This window comes from Hymenobacter qilianensis, assembly GCF_014638675.1.
In the GTDB taxonomy this organism is placed as follows: domain Bacteria; phylum Bacteroidota; class Bacteroidia; order Cytophagales; family Hymenobacteraceae; genus Hymenobacter; species Hymenobacter qilianensis.
The window spans coordinates 1,133,910-1,149,870 of the sequence record NZ_BMFN01000002.1 but is presented as its reverse complement, the minus strand read 5'-3'; the positions used below and the strand labels follow the sequence as shown (position 1 = coordinate 1,149,870).

Below are 15,961 nucleotides of genomic sequence, written 5' to 3'. Positions count from 1 at the left end.
TTGAAAGAAAATCGGAGAAGTATCGGAAGTAAAATTGCCGACAGTAGGAGCTTCTGCTAAGTATTGGTCAAACAGACTTAGTAGCAAAATCAGATTGTTCATCGCAAGCTTCTTCCTATCACCCCGATTAGAAGGGTAAGTCAGTTATAAAGGAAAGCCTCTCGTGATTTTTGCGGGAGGCTTTCTGATTTTTATATCTTCTGAATTGAAGCGTGGCGAGTCGCTAGCTGTGATTGTTTTAATTAAAAAAGCCCCCCAGATGTATCTGGGGGGCTTTTTTGTTTTGCTGAATGATTGTGCTGTTAGTTGTTCTCCGGCTTCATTTGGGGGAAGAAGAGCACGTCCTGAATGGAATTGGAGTTGGTCATAATCATGCTCAGGCGGTCGATGCCAATGCCGAGGCCAGCCGTGGGGGGCATTCCGTACTCCAGGGCCCGCAGAAAGTCCTCGTCGAGCACCATAGCCTCCACGTCGCCGCGCTTGCCCAGCTCCAGCTGATCCTCGAAGCGCTGACGCTGGTCAATGGGGTCGTTTAGCTCGGAGAAGGCGTTGCAGATTTCTTTGCCGTTGCAGATTGCCTCGAAGCGCTCCACCAAGCCGGGCTTGGAGCGGTGCTTCTTCGCCAGCGGCGACATTTCCACCGGATAATCAGTGATGAACGTGGGCTGAATGAGCTTAGGCTCGCATAGCTCACCAAACAGCTCATCGATGATTTTGGCTTTGCCCATGCTGGGGTCCAGGTGCACGTTGAGCTTTTGAGCCGTTTCGCGCAGCGCCGCTTCGTCCATATTGGTGATGTCGACGCCGGTGAAGTGCTGAATGGCTTCAAACATGGTGAAGCGCTTCCACGGCCGCTGGAAGTTGATGAGGTTGTCGCCTACCTGCACTTCGGTTTTGCCATGCAGCTCGAAGGCCACGCGCTCTACCATTTCCTCCACCAGGTCCATCATCCAGTAGTAGTCCTTGTAGGCTACATACAGCTCCATCTGGGTAAACTCGGGGTTGTGAAACCGCGACATGCCCTCGTTGCGGAAGTCTTTGCTGAACTCATACACCCCATCAAAACCACCCACAATCAGGCGCTTCAGGTACAGCTCGTTGGCGATGCGCAGATACAGCGTCATGTCCAGGGTGTTGTGGAAGGTTTTAAACGGACGAGCCGCCGCACCACCGTATAGGGGCTGCAGGATAGGCGTTTCCACCTCCAAGTAGCCTTTGTCGTTCAGATAGTTGCGCATGGCCTGCACCAGCAGCGTCCGCTTCATAAACGTCTCGCGCACGTGCGGATTCACCACCATATCCACGTAGCGCTGGCGGTAGCGCTGTTCCGGGTCGGTGAATGCGTCGTAGATCTGGCCGTCTTTTTCCTTTACCACTGGCAGCGGACGGAGAGCTTTCGACAGCAGCTTAAACTCTGTCACGTGCACCGACGTTTCGCCCACCTGGGTTTTAAACACGCGGCCTTTCACGCCCACGAAATCGCCGAGGTCAATCAGCTTTTTGAAAACCGTGTTGTACAGCTCCTTATCCTCACCGGGACAAATCTCGTCGCGGTTGATATAAAGCTGAATGCGACCCGACGAATCCATCAGCTCTGCAAACGAAGCCTTGCCCATCACCCGCTGCGACATGATGCGGCCCGCCAGACTCACTTCCTGGAAATTATTGAGTTCAACGTGATAGTTGTCATGGATTTCCTGCGCTGAGAAATTCACGTCGAACAGCTCGGACGGATACGGCTCAATGCCGAGCTTATGTAGCTCATCGAGTTTGTGGCGGCGTTGCTGTTCCTGTTCGCTGAGATGGTGCATGGTCAAGGGCTTAAAAATAAGGCCGCGAAGTTACGCCCGCCGCCCGGATTATACAGAAACAAAAAGCGCCGCCCCAGGGGAGCAGCGCTTACGTGTATTAGGAGTAAGACTGTAAATAGAGCGGATTAAGCCGCGATGTTCATTTGCGCAGGTGCCTCGCCGGTCAGTAGCGGCTCGATGCGATTGCGCAGACGATCAGCCACGAAGCTGTGCTGCAAGTGCTTGGGCAGATCAGCAATAAGCTGCTGATAGCGCTCCAAGCCCATAGCCTTCGCCACATAACTCTCGTGAATACCATTGAGGTAGCTCACAATGTTGAGCAGCGACTGATGGAAGAGCTTGAAGTCAATCTCAGCTTCCACGTAACGCTCGATCTCGCGGCTGGTCTGCGAAATGCGCAGGCGGCTCAGCAGATCGAAGATGGTGGTGTAGCCTAAGCGCCACGTAATCTGCTGCCAATGCTGCGGAGTCCACTTGTCGAGCACCTTGCCGGTCTTCTGGCTGCGCAGCGCGGTGTTGGGGTTAGCCTGCACCTGCTGACGCGTGATCTGAGCCTTCATCTTGCGCGTAGTGCGCAGAAACTGGCCGATCTGAGCCTGGGCTTCAATCTCTTTGCCGGCAATGTGCAAGCCCGCCTTGTAGCCAGCCAGCGGCAGACGATGGATGCTAAAGTCGCCGTAGGCACCGGCGGCGTAGAACGACACCGGGCGTGGGTAGGCATTGCGCACAACCAAACGACCTACCTCACGCTGAATCAGCGAAGAGTTGTTGGAGCGTACGCCGGTGGTGTACAGAAAAGCCTGCAAACCCGACAGAATGGTATGGTAAGCCTGCGGGAACGTCCAGTGCAGGGCGTTACGCAGGTAATCTTCGTCGCCTAGCTCAGCGGTAGCACGCAGCGCGTACTCCGTGCTCCAGCAGGCGTGCAGGAGCTTGGTGATATTCGGGAAGTAGGCGTCGGTTAGCTCGGCCTGATGCGCCCGGAAATAGGGCAGATGCTGCAAGCCGCCAGTCGCGTCGTCGTTTTCCTGAATGTGGTAGTTTATGGCAAAGAAGTAATTGAGAAAAACCTGGGCAGGAATCGATTTGCGCCACGTTTCCTCTGCTTGCCGCTGCTCGTCTGTAACGAGCGGAATGATGTTGTTCTCTAATATCGTCGTCATGCTAAGTAAACAGTAAAGGGGTGGTCTGAGTTGCATATTTACTAAAAATAATCGCAAATATTATAGCTATTTAGTATGTTGTAAATCAATGAGTTGCATAATTAATAAGCAGCATTTTTAGTAATGCTTTTCAGGGTCGATTTACTAATTTAGTTGTCATCAACTTAAGCGCATAAAAAAAGCCTCCCAGAATCGCTCTGGGGGGCTTTTTTAGTAAGATTTGACGGCTCTCACATAAGGTGCTTAGATCTGATCCTTCACGACAGCTACAGCTTCACGCAAAGTGATGTCCTTCTTCAGGTTGCGAGTGAAACGGGTGGCCCGATTTACTTGTACCGTGTCGGAACCTAGCTGACGCAGGTCAGCAGTCAAAGGAGCAATGTTAAGCGGCTGCGCAGCTTTCTGCAACTGCTCATACTTATCTGACTCGGCTTTGGCCAGTTGCTGCTCGGCACGATAGGTATCCAGCTTCAGGCTGACCATTGTATCGTTCTTGCGCTTGATCATGCGCTGCACCATACCGTTGATCAGCTTAAAGCTTTCACTAGTGTCTACACGCTTCTTGCTGGCTTCAGTTAGCTTAGCTACGGCCGGAGCACCGCTCCACGGGCGGTAGCGGGCAGGGCTGATTTCGTCCCATTTCAGGGGGTAATCCTGCTCTTTCTCGCCTTGGTCGAGGTAGCTGTACAGGTCGGGCAGAATAATGTCTGGCACCACGCCCTTAAACTGCGTAGAGCCGCCATTGATCCGGTAGAACTTCTGCGTCGTCAACTTCAGCGAGCCAAAAGGCTTGATGTTGTTGAACTCGGCTGGCATTGCATCATCTAAGTCGAAGATGCGCTGTACCGTGCCTTTACCATACGTGCTGGCCGAGCCCATTACGATGCCACGCTTATAGTCCTGAATGGCTGCGGCCAAAATCTCAGAGGCGGAAGCACTGTACTTATTCACCAGTACAACCAGCGGACCAGAATACTGTACGCGGGGGTCGCGGTCATTCAGGATATTTGGCGCGCCCTGGCTGGAGCGAACCTGCACTACAGGGCCATTTTCTACGAAAAGACCGGCCATCTCTACCGCATCCTGCAACGAGCCGCCGCCATTGGAGCGCAGATCGAGCACAACGCCCTGAACGTTCTCCTTGGTAAGCTTCTCCAGTTCCTTTTTCACGTCGGTGGCGCTGCTACGGCCGCCATTGTCGTTGAAGTCAGCATAGAAACCAGGCAGACGGATATAACCTATCTTTTTACCGTTGTCATCAATGGTAGCTGATTTGGCGAACGTCTCCTCGATAATTACCACATCCCGAATGATGGGGATAATCTGGGTGCTACCATCGGTTTTCTTCACCGTAAGGCGTACTTCCGTGCCTTTCTTGCCTTTGATCAGCGCTACGGCTTTATCTAGGCGCAGGCCTTCAATCGAAACCGGCTCGGCGGCACCCTGCGCTACACGCAAAATGATATCGCCGGCTTTCAAGTCGCCTTGACGGTACGAGGCACTGCCAGGAATCAGATCAGATACTTTGATCTGGCCATCCTTTTCCTGCAAGGAAGCGCCAATACCCTCAAATTGGCCGGTCATCTGCTCGTCGAACTTGTCTTTGTCCCGGGGGGCAAAATATTCGGTATGCGGGTCATAAGTGTTTGCAATAACGTTGGCATAGAGCGCCAAACGCTCGCTGTCATCCGTCTGCATCATATCCTGAAACTGGCTGTCGAAGTACTTCAACACGCGCTTACGGGCCTCAATCTCCATCTCGGCGGGTGTGCGGTTTGGCTCGCTGGGAGCTACCACGGCAGTTTTGCTGATAGAAGCGGTGGGGGCGGAAGCTTTCTCCTTGCGCTTGGCCTGCTCGTCCATCATCTCCGAAACCCGCGACATCGTCTGGTATTTCAGATACTTGCGCCACTCCTCACGCTGTGCCGCTTTGTCGGCTGCGTAAGTCATTTTTTCGGGTTCCGTTTCAAACGACTCTTCCTTCGAAAATTCGAAGGGCTGCGTGAGAATCTCGCGGTACATGACCTGCACATCTTTCATGCGCTGGTTCATGAGCTGCGTACTCATATCCAGAAACTCGTGGGTACCAGCCTTTACTTGGTCGTCGATGGACGTTTGGTACTTGCGAAGCTGGGCTACATCCGACTGCAACAAGAACTTCTTATTATAATCAATGCGCTTCAGGTATAGGTCAAACACCCGCTTGGAGAAAGCGTCATCCACTTTTTCCGGTTGGTAATGGGCCACAGTCAAACCCTGAAGCATGGCTTTGATGAGGACTTCATCTTTCTGCGGCGCCCGGGCATCGGTTCGCCGGTAGAGCTTGTATGAAGCAAGCACAAAGATGGCCATCACCAGCGAGGCATAGAGCCCTATTCTTAAGCGGGGAGAAGACATGGAAATCAGCGTGAAATGGAGAAATCAAAAGGAAATGAACCGCGAGCCACTTATCAGCTATCAAGCTTGGAGCCGGTTACGAGCTTAAAACGCTAGCTATTGGCAAATAAGTGCCCAAAATCACAGGAAAGGAAGCGGCTTTGCCGGTAGGGTTGCACTACTCCACATAAGCCGGACTCACCAAACAGCTACAGTTACGCAACATGATGCCATTTGGATAAGGAAACCAAAGCATTATAGTTAAAATAAGGCGACAGTTCTACTTCAATCATCATATACAACAAAAAAGCCCCCTCTAGGTTAGAGGGGGCTTTTTATAAAAACCTAGCTAGCTATAAAGGAGCTACTAGTAACGACGAACGCGGTCGGCGTTATGACGACGGAATTCCTCTTCGAAATAACGGGCATCTTCATCGTTGCGGGGTTTTACGCCCATTACAATGCCGCCTTGCTTAATGTCCTGCTCATATTCAGCAGCATGCTCCTCAGGAATACCTGAACCTACTAGTGCACCTACAAGGCCACCAGTCAGGCCACCAGCACCGGCACCAGCCAAAGCTGCTGCGATAGGACCAGCGATTACAAGGCCTAAGCCAGGAAGTGCAACTGAAGTACCAATAGCGGCGATGGCACCGATAATAGCACCAGCAGTACCACCAATGGCCGAACCTACACCAGCACCTTCCATAGCTTTGTCGCCTAGGTCAGTGTCAGGAGTGTTTTCGCCGAAGTGACGCTTACGGGTTTCATCCGACATCAACAAGTTGACGTCATCTTTGCTGTAGCCACGTGAAGACAGGGTGCTGTAAGCACGCTCAGCGCTATCACGGTCGCGGAATGAGCTAGTCATCATGCCGCTGCTCTTACTGGAGTCGTAAGGCTGGCCGGTTACTGCGTGTGCAGCGTGGTCAGCAGTGTTCTGTACTGCATCAATGCCACGGCCTACTACAGCACCAGGAGTACCAGCGATAGAGGCACCTTTAGCAGTAGCGCTGAAATCATCACCTTCTACATTAGAGCTTCCAGTGCTGGAGTTGCCCATGTTACCGCTTGAAGTTGTATTACCCGTCGTGCTGTTGCTCGTGCCAGTACCGGCTGAGCCAGTTCCGTAGTTAGCGCCTGAGCCTGTTCCAGTGTTCGCCGGGTTGTTGCTGTTGTTCGTTTCCATTTGGGTAGGGTAGATTAGATTGTGATTAAGGGAGAGTTTGGCTGGCTACGAATGCTTTAAAACAGAAAAGCGCTCGACTAGCCAGTTGAGTAGCTAAACGGCGCGTTTCATGCAGGGGTTACAGAAATTTCAGTATAGCTGCTATTCTATCTTCAGATTCTAACTTATTACAGCCTACAGATGAGCTGATTGCTCAGCTTAAATCAGCCAAATTTCTCATAATTGGCATCTATCTGCCAAAACTCCCGACACTCATACCGAAGATTTTTTAAAAATTCCGGGTCCTGCTTTAGGGTGCGCCATTCGCCTAAACCCAATCGCTCGCACAGCTTAAAGAAGGAATCACCTTGCCCTTTTGAGCCAGCCACTTTTACCAAGCAGCTCAGGATAGGGCGCCCATTCTGATATTCTTTCTCTGATATCTCACTTAGAATCTCGTTCAGCCGTGACTTTTCGTGCGAAATCTCCAGATTGAGGCCTAACTCGGCTTCTTGTACCAGATTCAGGTAGCTGGTAGTACCTACCTGGTTACGGGCAAATCGAATTAAGTGGCTGCGGACACGAGCATTCATTGGAGCAACGGGAGTAGTCGGGCGGGAAAGATTTGGCAATGTACTGTTCAAAACTAACATATTTGAGCAGTCATGTGAGCGCAAACCAAAACTGTGCCGACGTAAGGGCTCCTTTTGTACGTCCTATTTTTTGCTCTTACGTCGAGTCATTTCTCTTTGAATAAGCGAAAACTCCCGGCTGCTTTGCCCTGCAATGGCGGTATTCTCGTCGGCGCGGCGCAGTAAGTAAGGCATAACCGCTTCTACTGGGCCGTAGGGAACATACTTGGCGGTATTGTAGCCTGCGTTGGCGAGGTTGTAGCTCAGATTATCGCTCATACCGTAGAGCTGAGCAAACCAGATGCGCGTATCCTGGGGCCGCAGATTGTGCTCCTGCATCAGCTCCGTGAGCAGTAAAGAACTGGCCTCGTTGTGGGTGCCGGCGCAAATGCTGATGCGGTCGACGTGGGTCACGCAGTAGCGCAACGACTCATTATAGAGTTGATCCGTGGCTTCTTTGGTGGGATTGATCGGGTTCTGGTAGCCGCGTTGGGCCGCGGTCCGGCTTTCTTTTTCCATGTACGCGCCCCGTACCAATTTGCCCCCCAGATAGTAGCCCTCGCGCTTGGCGGTTTCGCAGGCTTGCTGAATGGCTTCTAAACGGTCGTGGCGGTAGAGCTGGTAGGTGTTCCAGACAATAGCCGACTCGCGATTGTACTTGGCCATCATCTCATACGCCAAGTTGTCGACGGTTTCCTGAAACCAGCTTTCTTCCGCATCCACAAACACCCGCACGCCATACTGGTGAGCGCGGCCGCAGATGGCATCGACCCGCGCTTTGGAGCGTTCAAAGCTGGCTTGTTCGGCTTGGGTAAGCGTTTGTTTGGCCTGCACTTTCTCCAGGATAACGCTGTCGGCAAGGCCCGTTACTTTAAATACGGAGAAGGGAATATGGGTGGAGCGATGAGCCAGATCAATGGTGGCAAGAATCTCGTCGCGCGTGTGGTCGTAGCTTTTGTCGCTGCCTTCGCCCTCCACCGAGTAGTCGAGGATGGTGCCGATGTTGTAGCGGCCCAACTCCTCAATTACGGGTAGGCACTCCTGAATGGTTTCGCCGCCGCAGAACTGCTCAAAGATGGTTTTCTTGATCAGAAACTTCACCGGCAGGCCCCATTTCAGCGCCGCTTTCATCATGCCGCCGCCGGCTTTCACCAGCGTATTATTATTCATAGCCGCAAACAACGCGTACATCTGGCGCAGTTCGGCATCAGACTTAGAGGCAAAGGCAACAGCGGTATCGTTGAAGGAAAGCGACGGGGCGTGGGTAGCTAGCATAGAGCGGGTGGTTTTTAAACAACGCTTTTGGGTGGGCGAAGATAGGTTTTAAACAACGTTTTGACTGGTAGAGTTACCTTGCAGCCCGCTCTTTTTCCTGTACCCTTACCGGAGGAGCTGGGGGGCTTTTTGCGCCCGCTCACTACCGAACCCGCGTTTATTTTCATGAATACGTCCTCCGCCACTACTTTTTTTGCCCGTTTGCTGGCCAGCAAAGGGCTGCCGCTGCTTATTGCGGGGCCATGCAGCGCCGAAACCGAAGACCAGGTGCTTGCCACCGCCCGCGCCTTGAAGGCGATGGGCAACGTAGACCTGTTTCGCGCGGGCGTCTGGAAACCGCGCACCAAGCCCGGTGGGTTTGAAGGCATGGGCGGCGCCGCGCTGCCATGGCTGCAGCGGGTACGGGAGGAAGTTGGCTTGCCCGTAACCATAGAAGTAGCCACGCCCCGCCACGTAGAAGATGCTCTGCGCCATGGCATTGATGTGCTTTGGATTGGGGCCCGTACCACGGTTAATCCTTTTGCCGTGCAGGAGTTAGCCGATGCTTTGGCTGGTACTGGCGTGCCCGTGATGGTCAAGAACCCGGTGAACCCGGATGTGGCCTTGTGGGCCGGGGCGCTGGAGCGGTTGGAGCGCGTGGGCATCACCGATCTGGCCGCTATTCACCGCGGATTCAGCACGTTTGCTCCCTCACGCTACCGCAATGCGCCTACCTGGCAGCTGGCTTTCGAGCTGAAAGCACGCTTTCCCGAAGTGCCTCTCATCTGCGACCCCAGCCATATCAGTGGGCGCCGCGACCTGATTCTGCCCGTGTCGCAAAAGGCCCTCGACCTGGACTACGACGGCCTGATGATTGAAACGCACCCGGATCCTGATCATGCCCTTTCCGACGCGGCGCAGCAGGTAACGCCGGCTCGACTGGCCGAAATTCTCACCGAGCTGAAATACCGTTACCGCTCCTCCAACAATGCCGATTTTCTGAATAAAGCGGAAGAGCTGCGGCAGCAAATCGATACGGCTGACCGCGAGCTGATGGAGGCTTTGGCCGCGCGCATGGCGCTGGTAGAGCAGCTGGCCGAGTACAAGAAGGAGAACAACGTGAAGATTTTGCAGATGGACCGCTGGCAGGAAATATTCGCGTCGCGGCGAGACTGGGGGGCAAAATTGCGCCTGAATGATCCGTTTGTGGCCAAGCTCTACGAGCTGATTCATCTGGAAAGCATTCGCAAGCAAACCGAGATTATGAACCAGAACCCCGAATAGCCGTCTTTTACAGCTGTTCTATCATTTGTTCCTCGATAACCCCTTTATCCCTTGCAAGACACTCCTGCCATCGGTCCTCACGCGTTAATCGAACTCGCCGACCTCTTGCGCCAGCCGGCGGTAAGTCAGGTGTTTGTGTTAGCCGACGCGAACACCATCCGGCTCTGCTACCCGCGTCTGCGCGAGTTTCTGCCTGAGAATCATATTACTATCGAGATTCCGGACGGGGAAGAATATAAAGTGCTGGCTACCTGCGAAACCGTATGGGAAGCGCTTACCGAAGCCCGCGCCGACCGCTTTGCCGTGCTCGTAAACCTGGGCGGGGGCGTGGTCACCGATCTGGGGGGCTTTTGCGCGGCGCTGTACAAGCGCGGCATTCGCTTCGTGCAGGTGCCCACTACACTGCTGGCGCAGGTAGATGCCAGCGTGGGGGGCAAAACCGGCATCGATTTTCAGAATTTCAAGAACCAGCTCGGCGTTTTTCAGACGCCGGCGGCTGTGTTTATCGAGCCGCGATTTTTGAATACGCTCGAACCTCGCCAACTCAAGTCGGGCTACGCGGAGGTGGTGAAGCACTGGCTGATTGCCGACGCGGCCGCGTTTGAACACCATCGGCGCACCGGTTTTTTCGTGGATGAGTGGGGGCCAATTATTCACGAGTCAGTGCTGACCAAAGAGCGCATTGTGGCCGCCGATCCGCTGGAGAGTGGTTTGCGCAAAGTGCTCAATTTCGGCCATACTGTGGGCCACGCCCTCGAAAGCTACCTGCTCAGCCAGCCCGGCCGCGAAATTCTGCATGGCGAAGCGGTTGCCGTTGGGATGATTTGCGAAAGCTGGATTTCCATAACAAGAGGCATCTTAACCGAAGAAGAGCTGGACAAGATTGAGACTTTCCTGTTCTCCGTATTCGAGAAGGTTCAGTTTGTTACGCTCGAAACCGATGCAATTGCGGAACTGGCTTTACAGGATAAGAAAAATGCCGGCTCCACCATCAACTGCACGTTGCTGGAAGGCATCGGCAATGCCATCTACGACCAGCCCGTTAGCGTGGATGAAATAGCGAGCTCCCTGCGCTACTATCATCGCCTGTTGAGCTAAATAAATCAAGACTGCCACGCGCTGCGTGTTCCTTATTAAGTACTCCAAATGCCCGATTCAATAACGTTAGCCTGGCCCGGCGGCCCCCTACAGGGCACCGCCCAACTACCAGCATCCAAGAGTGAAAGCAATCGCGCCCTGATTATTCAGGCCTTGGCCGGCAATGGCACTCTCTCGAATCTTTCCGACGCCAACGATACCCAACTCATGCGCCGCCTGCTGGCCAACTCCATCGCCGATACCCTCGACGCGGAAGATGCCGGCACCGTGATGCGCTTTCTTACGGCGTATTTGTCCGTTACTAACCGACAAGCCTTGCTCACCGGCACTGCCCGCATGCGGGAGCGGCCTATTGGCGTCCTCGTCGATGCCCTGCGCCAGCTCGGAATGCAGATTGATTACGCGGAAAAGGAAGGGTATCCACCACTCAATATCAAGGGCTGGGGGGCAAATTTGCCCGCCGAAGAAATGGCCGAGCTAACCGTACGCGGCGACATCAGCAGCCAGTACATTTCAGCTTTGCTCATGATCGGGCCCCAACTACCCGGTGGCTTGCGGTTATTTCTGACGGGCAAAGTCGGTTCGCGCCCCTATATCCGCATGACCCTATCGCTCATGCAGCACTTCGGGGCCGATTGCCGGGATTTAGGCTCCGTGCTGGAAGTTCGCCCCACTTCTTATAAGCCCGCCGATTACGCCATTGAAGCCGACTGGTCGGCGGCGAGCTATTGGTATAGTATGGTGGCTTTGTCGCCTGCTGGGGGGCAAATTCATTTGCCGGGTTTGCGCCGCCACTCCTTGCAAGGCGACCAGGCAATTGTCGGCATAATGGAAAAGCTTGGCGTAGCTACCGAGTTCGTGCCCGATGGCGTACTGCTTACCCAGCAGCCCCCAACCGGTGCTTTCTCCCAGGATTTCACCGATTGCCCCGACCTAGCCCAAACCGTGGCCGTAATAGCTGCTGCCCAAGGCATAAGCGTAGAAATGACCGGCCTGGAAAGCTTACGCATTAAGGAAACAGACCGCATCTTGGCCCTGCAAACGGAAGTTGCCAAATTCGGCGCTACCCTCACCGAAGAAAAACCAGATGTATTCCGCGTAGCTACCACCGATTTTGAGGTGAATGGGCAAACCGTAGCCACTTACCACGACCACCGCATGGCTATGGCCTTCGCCCCACTAGCGCTACGAGGCCCGCTGACCATAAATGCCCCCCAAGTTGTCCGCAAGTCCTATCCTAGCTTCTGGGATGAGTTAGAGCAAGCAGGATTTAAAGCATAAAGCGTAAAATGCGGTCATGCAGAGCCAAAGCGAAGCATGACCGCATTTTACGCTTTATGACACAATAGCCGCCCTCAACTCAGTGAAATAAGCGGCTGAGTGTTGCAATCGGCTGCCATACCAGCTGAATAGTTCTCCATCAACAATCTGGATTTGGGCCGGGGGGCAAATTGCCTGAAACTCCGCAATGTGCTTTGCCCCAAAAGGATAAGGCTCCGATGATAAAAGAATAACGCGCGGCGTGGCCGCAGTTAACTGTTCAGCCAAAACCTCCGGATAGCGTTGCTGGGGGGCAAATACGTTGGCAAAACCCGCCCGCCCCAGCATATCATCAATAAAGGTACCCGCCGCCGCCACCATATACGGCTTGCGCCAGATAAAATAAGCGGCTGGCACGGGCTTCTGGGGAGGTGAAAGCTGCGCAAAGGCAAGCTTAATATTTGCTGCGAGTTGGTCCGCCTTGGCCTTGGCACCTACCAGCACGCCCACCTGCCGAATCATGCGCAAAGCATCGGTGAGGTTGCTAATGTCGCTTAGCCACACTGGATAATGCGCAGCCAACTGCTCAATGCCTTCCTGATAATTCTCCTCCTTATTGCCAATGATAAGATCGGGCTTTAGCGCGGCAATCTTCTCAAAATCAAAGTTTTTGGTGCCGCCGATTATGGTGGCCTGTTGCCGCGCTTCGGCTGGGTGTATGCAGAACTTTGTCACCCCAACTACTCTTGCCCCTAGACCCAAATCGAATAACAACTCCGTCTGCGAAGGCACCAGCGACACGATACGACGTGGCGGATACGGCACCACCACGCGGCGCCCCATCTGGTCGGTGAGCGTGAGGGGCAGAGCAGGAGGGGAAGGAAGGAACTGAGACATACAAAGTCAAAAACACGATAAAGCCTTATACGAAACCAAGACGCCGGCCTGACAATATCGTGTCAAACCGGCGTCTTGGCTTTTTGGTCTACTGTGTACTGCTAACTGAAATAACGAAAATCGTGGCCGTCCTCGATTCGCAGCAAAGTTTGGTAGATCAACTGAATTACGTTCTCCACATCGTCCTGGTGTACCGTTTCTACGGTAGTGTGCATGTACTTGAGTGGCAATGAAATAAGCGCAGCAGCCACCCCGGCGTTAGAGTAAGCGAAGGCATCCGTATCGGTGCCGGTGGCGCGGGTTGCGGAAGCGCGCTGAAACGGAATGTCAGAGGTTTTAGCGGTTTCTATAATCAGCTCACGCAAGTTATTCTGCACAGCCGGACCGTAGGTGACCACCGGGCCTTTGCCACAATGTAAATCGCCGCTGGTTTTCTTCTCGTACATCGGCGCCTGCGTGTCATGAATTACGTCCGTAATAATGGCAACGTCCGGCTGAATGCGGTGCGCTATCATTTCAGCCCCCCGCAGGCCGATTTCCTCCTGTACGGCATTCACTACGTAGAGGCCAAAAGGCAGCTTTTGCTTGTTTTCTTTCAGCAGCCGGGCTACTTCCGCAATCATAAAACCACCAATACGGTTGTCCAGCGCACGCCCCACAAAGTATTGCCGGTTCATCACCATAAACTCGTCCTCGAAGGTGACGACCGAGCCCACGTGGATGCCCATGCGTTCGACCTCGTCTCTGGAGGTGGCGCCACAATCCAGGAAAATGGTTTCGATAGTAGGCGCCTTGTCCTGCTCTACCTTACGCACGTGGATAGCTGGCCAGCCAAAAATGGCCTTTACAATGCCCTTATCGGTGTGAATATTCACGCGCTTGGATGGAGCCACCAAAGCGTCTGAACCGCCGTTGCGCCGCACGTAGATGTAGCCTTCTTTCGTGATGTAGTTCACGAAGTAAGAAATCTCATCGGCGTGCGCCTCGATAACGACTTTGTACTTGGCTTCCGGGTTAATTACACCGACTACCGTGCCGTAGGTATCCACGAAATACTCGTCGATGTATGGCTTGATATAGTCGAGCCACAGCTTTTGCCCTTCCTTCTCAAAACCAGTAGGGGAAGGGTTATTTAGGTATTTCTGAAGAAAATCGAATGATTCGTTACGCATGGGTGGATCAGATTGAAATAGCTGCCATCCGGGAAGAAATATAAATGGCCCAAAAGAGTGTGAATACTCATTGAGCAATCATAAATACTTTGTAGTCAACGCATTCAGGATGGCTAAACTAAATGCGCTTCCAAATGAGGTAAAGGGTTGAAGGCTGGCTTACAACGGAATATTGCCGTGTTTTTTGCGCGGCAACACATCTACTTTGTTCTCCAGCATTTTAAACGCGCGAATCAGTTTCTGGCGCGTTTGGGCTGGCAGAATCACCTCATCTACAAAGCCGCGATGTGCCGCGCGGTAAGGTGTCGCAAACTTCTGCTGATACTCGTCTACCTTTTCGGCCAGCTTGGCTTCTGGGTCATCAGCAGTGGCTATTTCACGCTTAAAAATGATTTCAGCTGCGCCTTTTGCTCCCATCACCGCAATTTCAGCGGTAGGCCAAGCGTAGTTCATGTCGGCCCCAATGTGCTTAGAGTTCATCACATCGTAGGCGCCGCCATATGCTTTGCGCGTGATAACCGTGATACGCGGCACAGTAGCTTCGCAGAAAGCATAAAGCAGTTTCGCTCCATTAGTGATGATGCCTCGCCACTCCTGATCGGTACCTGGCAAGAAGCCGGGCACGTCTTCCAGCACTAAGAGCGGAATGTTAAATGAATCGCAAAAACGTACGAAACGAGCTGCTTTGGTGCTGGCATTAATGTCAAGCACGCCAGCCAGCACAGCCGGCTGATTGCCCACAATCCCGATGCTGCGACCACCTAACCGGGCAAAGCCAACTACTATATTCTCAGCGAAATTCTGGTGAACCTCCAGAAAGGAATCTGCATCAATAATACCCTCAATCACCTCCCGAATATCATAAGGCTGGTTAGGATTCTCTGGGATAATGGTGTTCAGCGCTGGCCGCGATTCGTCGCCCTGAGGCTCGTAGGGGAGGTGGGGGGCATTTTCTTCGCAGTTCTGCGGCATATAGCTCAACAGCTGCTTGAGGTGAGTTATGCAGGCCACCTCGTTGGCGCAGCTGAAGTGCGTCACGCCGCTTTTGGCTGAGTGCGTGCTGGCGCCACCAAGCTCTTCGCTGGTCACGTTTTCGTGCGTTACCGTCTTCACCACGTTGGGGCCCGTCACGAACATATAGCTCGTGTTTTCCACCATCAGAATGAAATCGGTAATGGCCGGCGAATACACTGCACCACCCGCGCACGGCCCCATAATGGCTGACAGCTGCGGAATGACACCCGAAGCCAGCGTGTTCTTGTAGAATATATCAGCGTACCCGCCCAAACTCACGACGCCTTCCTGAATTCGGGCCCCGCCCGAATCATTCAAACCAATAACCGGCGCCCCATTCTTCATGGCCAAGTCCATGATCTTCACGATTTTCTCGGCATGAGTCTCACTCAGAGAGCCACCGAAAACCGTGAAATCTTGAGAGAAAACGTACACCAAGCGGCCATTTACGGTACCGTATCCTGTCACGACACCATCACCGAGATAATACTCTTTGTCGAGGCCAAAATCCTTGGATCGGTGCATTACAAACTTGCCGATTTCCTCAAATGAGCCTTCGTCCATCAATAAATCTACCCGTTCTCGAGCGGTCAGCTTACCTTTTTTGTGCTGGGCATCGATGCGAATTTGCCCCCCACCAAGCAATGCTTCCGCATTTTTTCGGTCGAGTACTTCAAGTTTGCTGAGTTGGGCGTCGGCGTGGGGATCGGACATATATGGGTGGGAATTGATGTAGCTACTTAGGTTGTGAACTCAAAGGTAACCGAAGGGCGCAAAATTGATGCACAGAACTCGGGGGGCTTTTTTAGATCTAAGCAGAAAATGATTGATA

At 53.2% G+C, this 15,961-nt stretch carries 12 protein-coding genes; 3 read left to right on the top strand and 9 right to left on the bottom strand.

Annotated elements, in window-relative coordinates; all coding sequences use genetic code 11:
* Positions 1-302: 302 nt before the first annotated feature.
* The 6 genes from lysS to IEW06_RS12525 form a co-directional block, all read right to left on the bottom strand.
* Positions 303-1,811, bottom strand: coding sequence for a lysine--tRNA ligase (gene lysS, locus IEW06_RS12550; protein WP_187732826.1), 1,509 nt, complete (start codon positions 1,809-1,811; stop codon positions 303-305).
* Positions 1,812-1,936: 125 nt separating this feature from the next.
* Positions 1,937-2,974 (bottom strand): hypothetical protein, encoded by a 1,038-nt coding sequence (locus IEW06_RS12545; RefSeq protein WP_187732825.1) that lies wholly within the window; start codon positions 2,972-2,974, stop codon positions 1,937-1,939.
* A 243-nt stretch (positions 2,975-3,217) separates the two neighbouring features.
* Positions 3,218-5,371: a carboxy terminal-processing peptidase gene (locus tag IEW06_RS12540; RefSeq protein ID WP_188548366.1), complete on the bottom strand. Its 2,154-nt coding sequence runs from the start codon at positions 5,369-5,371 to the stop codon at positions 3,218-3,220.
* A gap of 346 nt (positions 5,372-5,717) precedes the next feature.
* Complete coding sequence (locus IEW06_RS20920; protein WP_308422014.1) at positions 5,718-6,539, bottom strand: hypothetical protein; 822 nt, start codon at positions 6,537-6,539, stop codon at positions 5,718-5,720.
* A gap of 203 nt (positions 6,540-6,742) precedes the next feature.
* On the bottom strand, positions 6,743-7,111 hold the full coding sequence (locus IEW06_RS12530; protein WP_187732824.1) for a hypothetical protein: 369 nt from the start codon (positions 7,109-7,111) through the stop codon (positions 6,743-6,745).
* A gap of 123 nt (positions 7,112-7,234) precedes the next feature.
* Positions 7,235-8,425: a proline dehydrogenase family protein gene (locus IEW06_RS12525; protein ID WP_187732823.1), complete on the bottom strand. Its 1,191-nt coding sequence runs from the start codon at positions 8,423-8,425 to the stop codon at positions 7,235-7,237.
* Positions 8,426-8,590: 165 nt separating this feature from the next.
* Here IEW06_RS12525 and IEW06_RS12520 point away from each other — a divergent pair, with 165 nt between their 5' ends.
* From IEW06_RS12520 to IEW06_RS12510, 3 genes are read left to right on the top strand one after another with little or no spacing between them, the layout of a single operon-like run.
* Positions 8,591-9,688, top strand: a complete 1,098-nt coding sequence (locus IEW06_RS12520; RefSeq protein ID WP_187734159.1) for a chorismate mutase — start codon at positions 8,591-8,593, stop codon at positions 9,686-9,688.
* A 51-nt stretch (positions 9,689-9,739) separates the two neighbouring features.
* Entirely contained in the window at positions 9,740-10,786 is a 1,047-nt protein-coding gene (gene aroB / locus IEW06_RS12515; RefSeq protein WP_188548365.1) for a 3-dehydroquinate synthase, read from the top strand.
* A 48-nt stretch (positions 10,787-10,834) separates the two neighbouring features.
* Positions 10,835-12,067, top strand: coding sequence for a 3-phosphoshikimate 1-carboxyvinyltransferase (locus tag IEW06_RS12510; RefSeq protein WP_187732822.1), 1,233 nt, complete (start codon positions 10,835-10,837; stop codon positions 12,065-12,067).
* 54 nt (positions 12,068-12,121) lie between these two features.
* Here IEW06_RS12510 and IEW06_RS12505 read toward each other — a convergent pair whose 3' ends face one another.
* The 3 genes from IEW06_RS12505 to IEW06_RS12495 all read right to left on the bottom strand — a co-directional run bounded on the left by IEW06_RS12505 (position 12,122) and on the right by IEW06_RS12495 (position 15,843).
* The gene (locus IEW06_RS12505) at positions 12,122-12,943 is read right to left on the bottom strand and encodes an ABC transporter substrate-binding protein (protein WP_223284676.1); all 822 of its coding nucleotides are present in this window, start codon (positions 12,941-12,943) and stop codon (positions 12,122-12,124) included.
* A gap of 101 nt (positions 12,944-13,044) precedes the next feature.
* Positions 13,045-14,115 carry a M42 family metallopeptidase gene (locus IEW06_RS12500; RefSeq protein WP_187732821.1) on the bottom strand — a complete coding sequence of 357 codons (1,071 nt, stop codon included), beginning with the start codon at positions 14,113-14,115 and terminating at the stop codon, positions 13,045-13,047.
* 159 nt (positions 14,116-14,274) lie between these two features.
* Positions 14,275-15,843: an acyl-CoA carboxylase subunit beta gene (locus IEW06_RS12495; RefSeq protein WP_187732820.1), complete on the bottom strand. Its 1,569-nt coding sequence runs from the start codon at positions 15,841-15,843 to the stop codon at positions 14,275-14,277.
* Between the last annotated feature and the right edge of the window lie 118 nt (positions 15,844-15,961).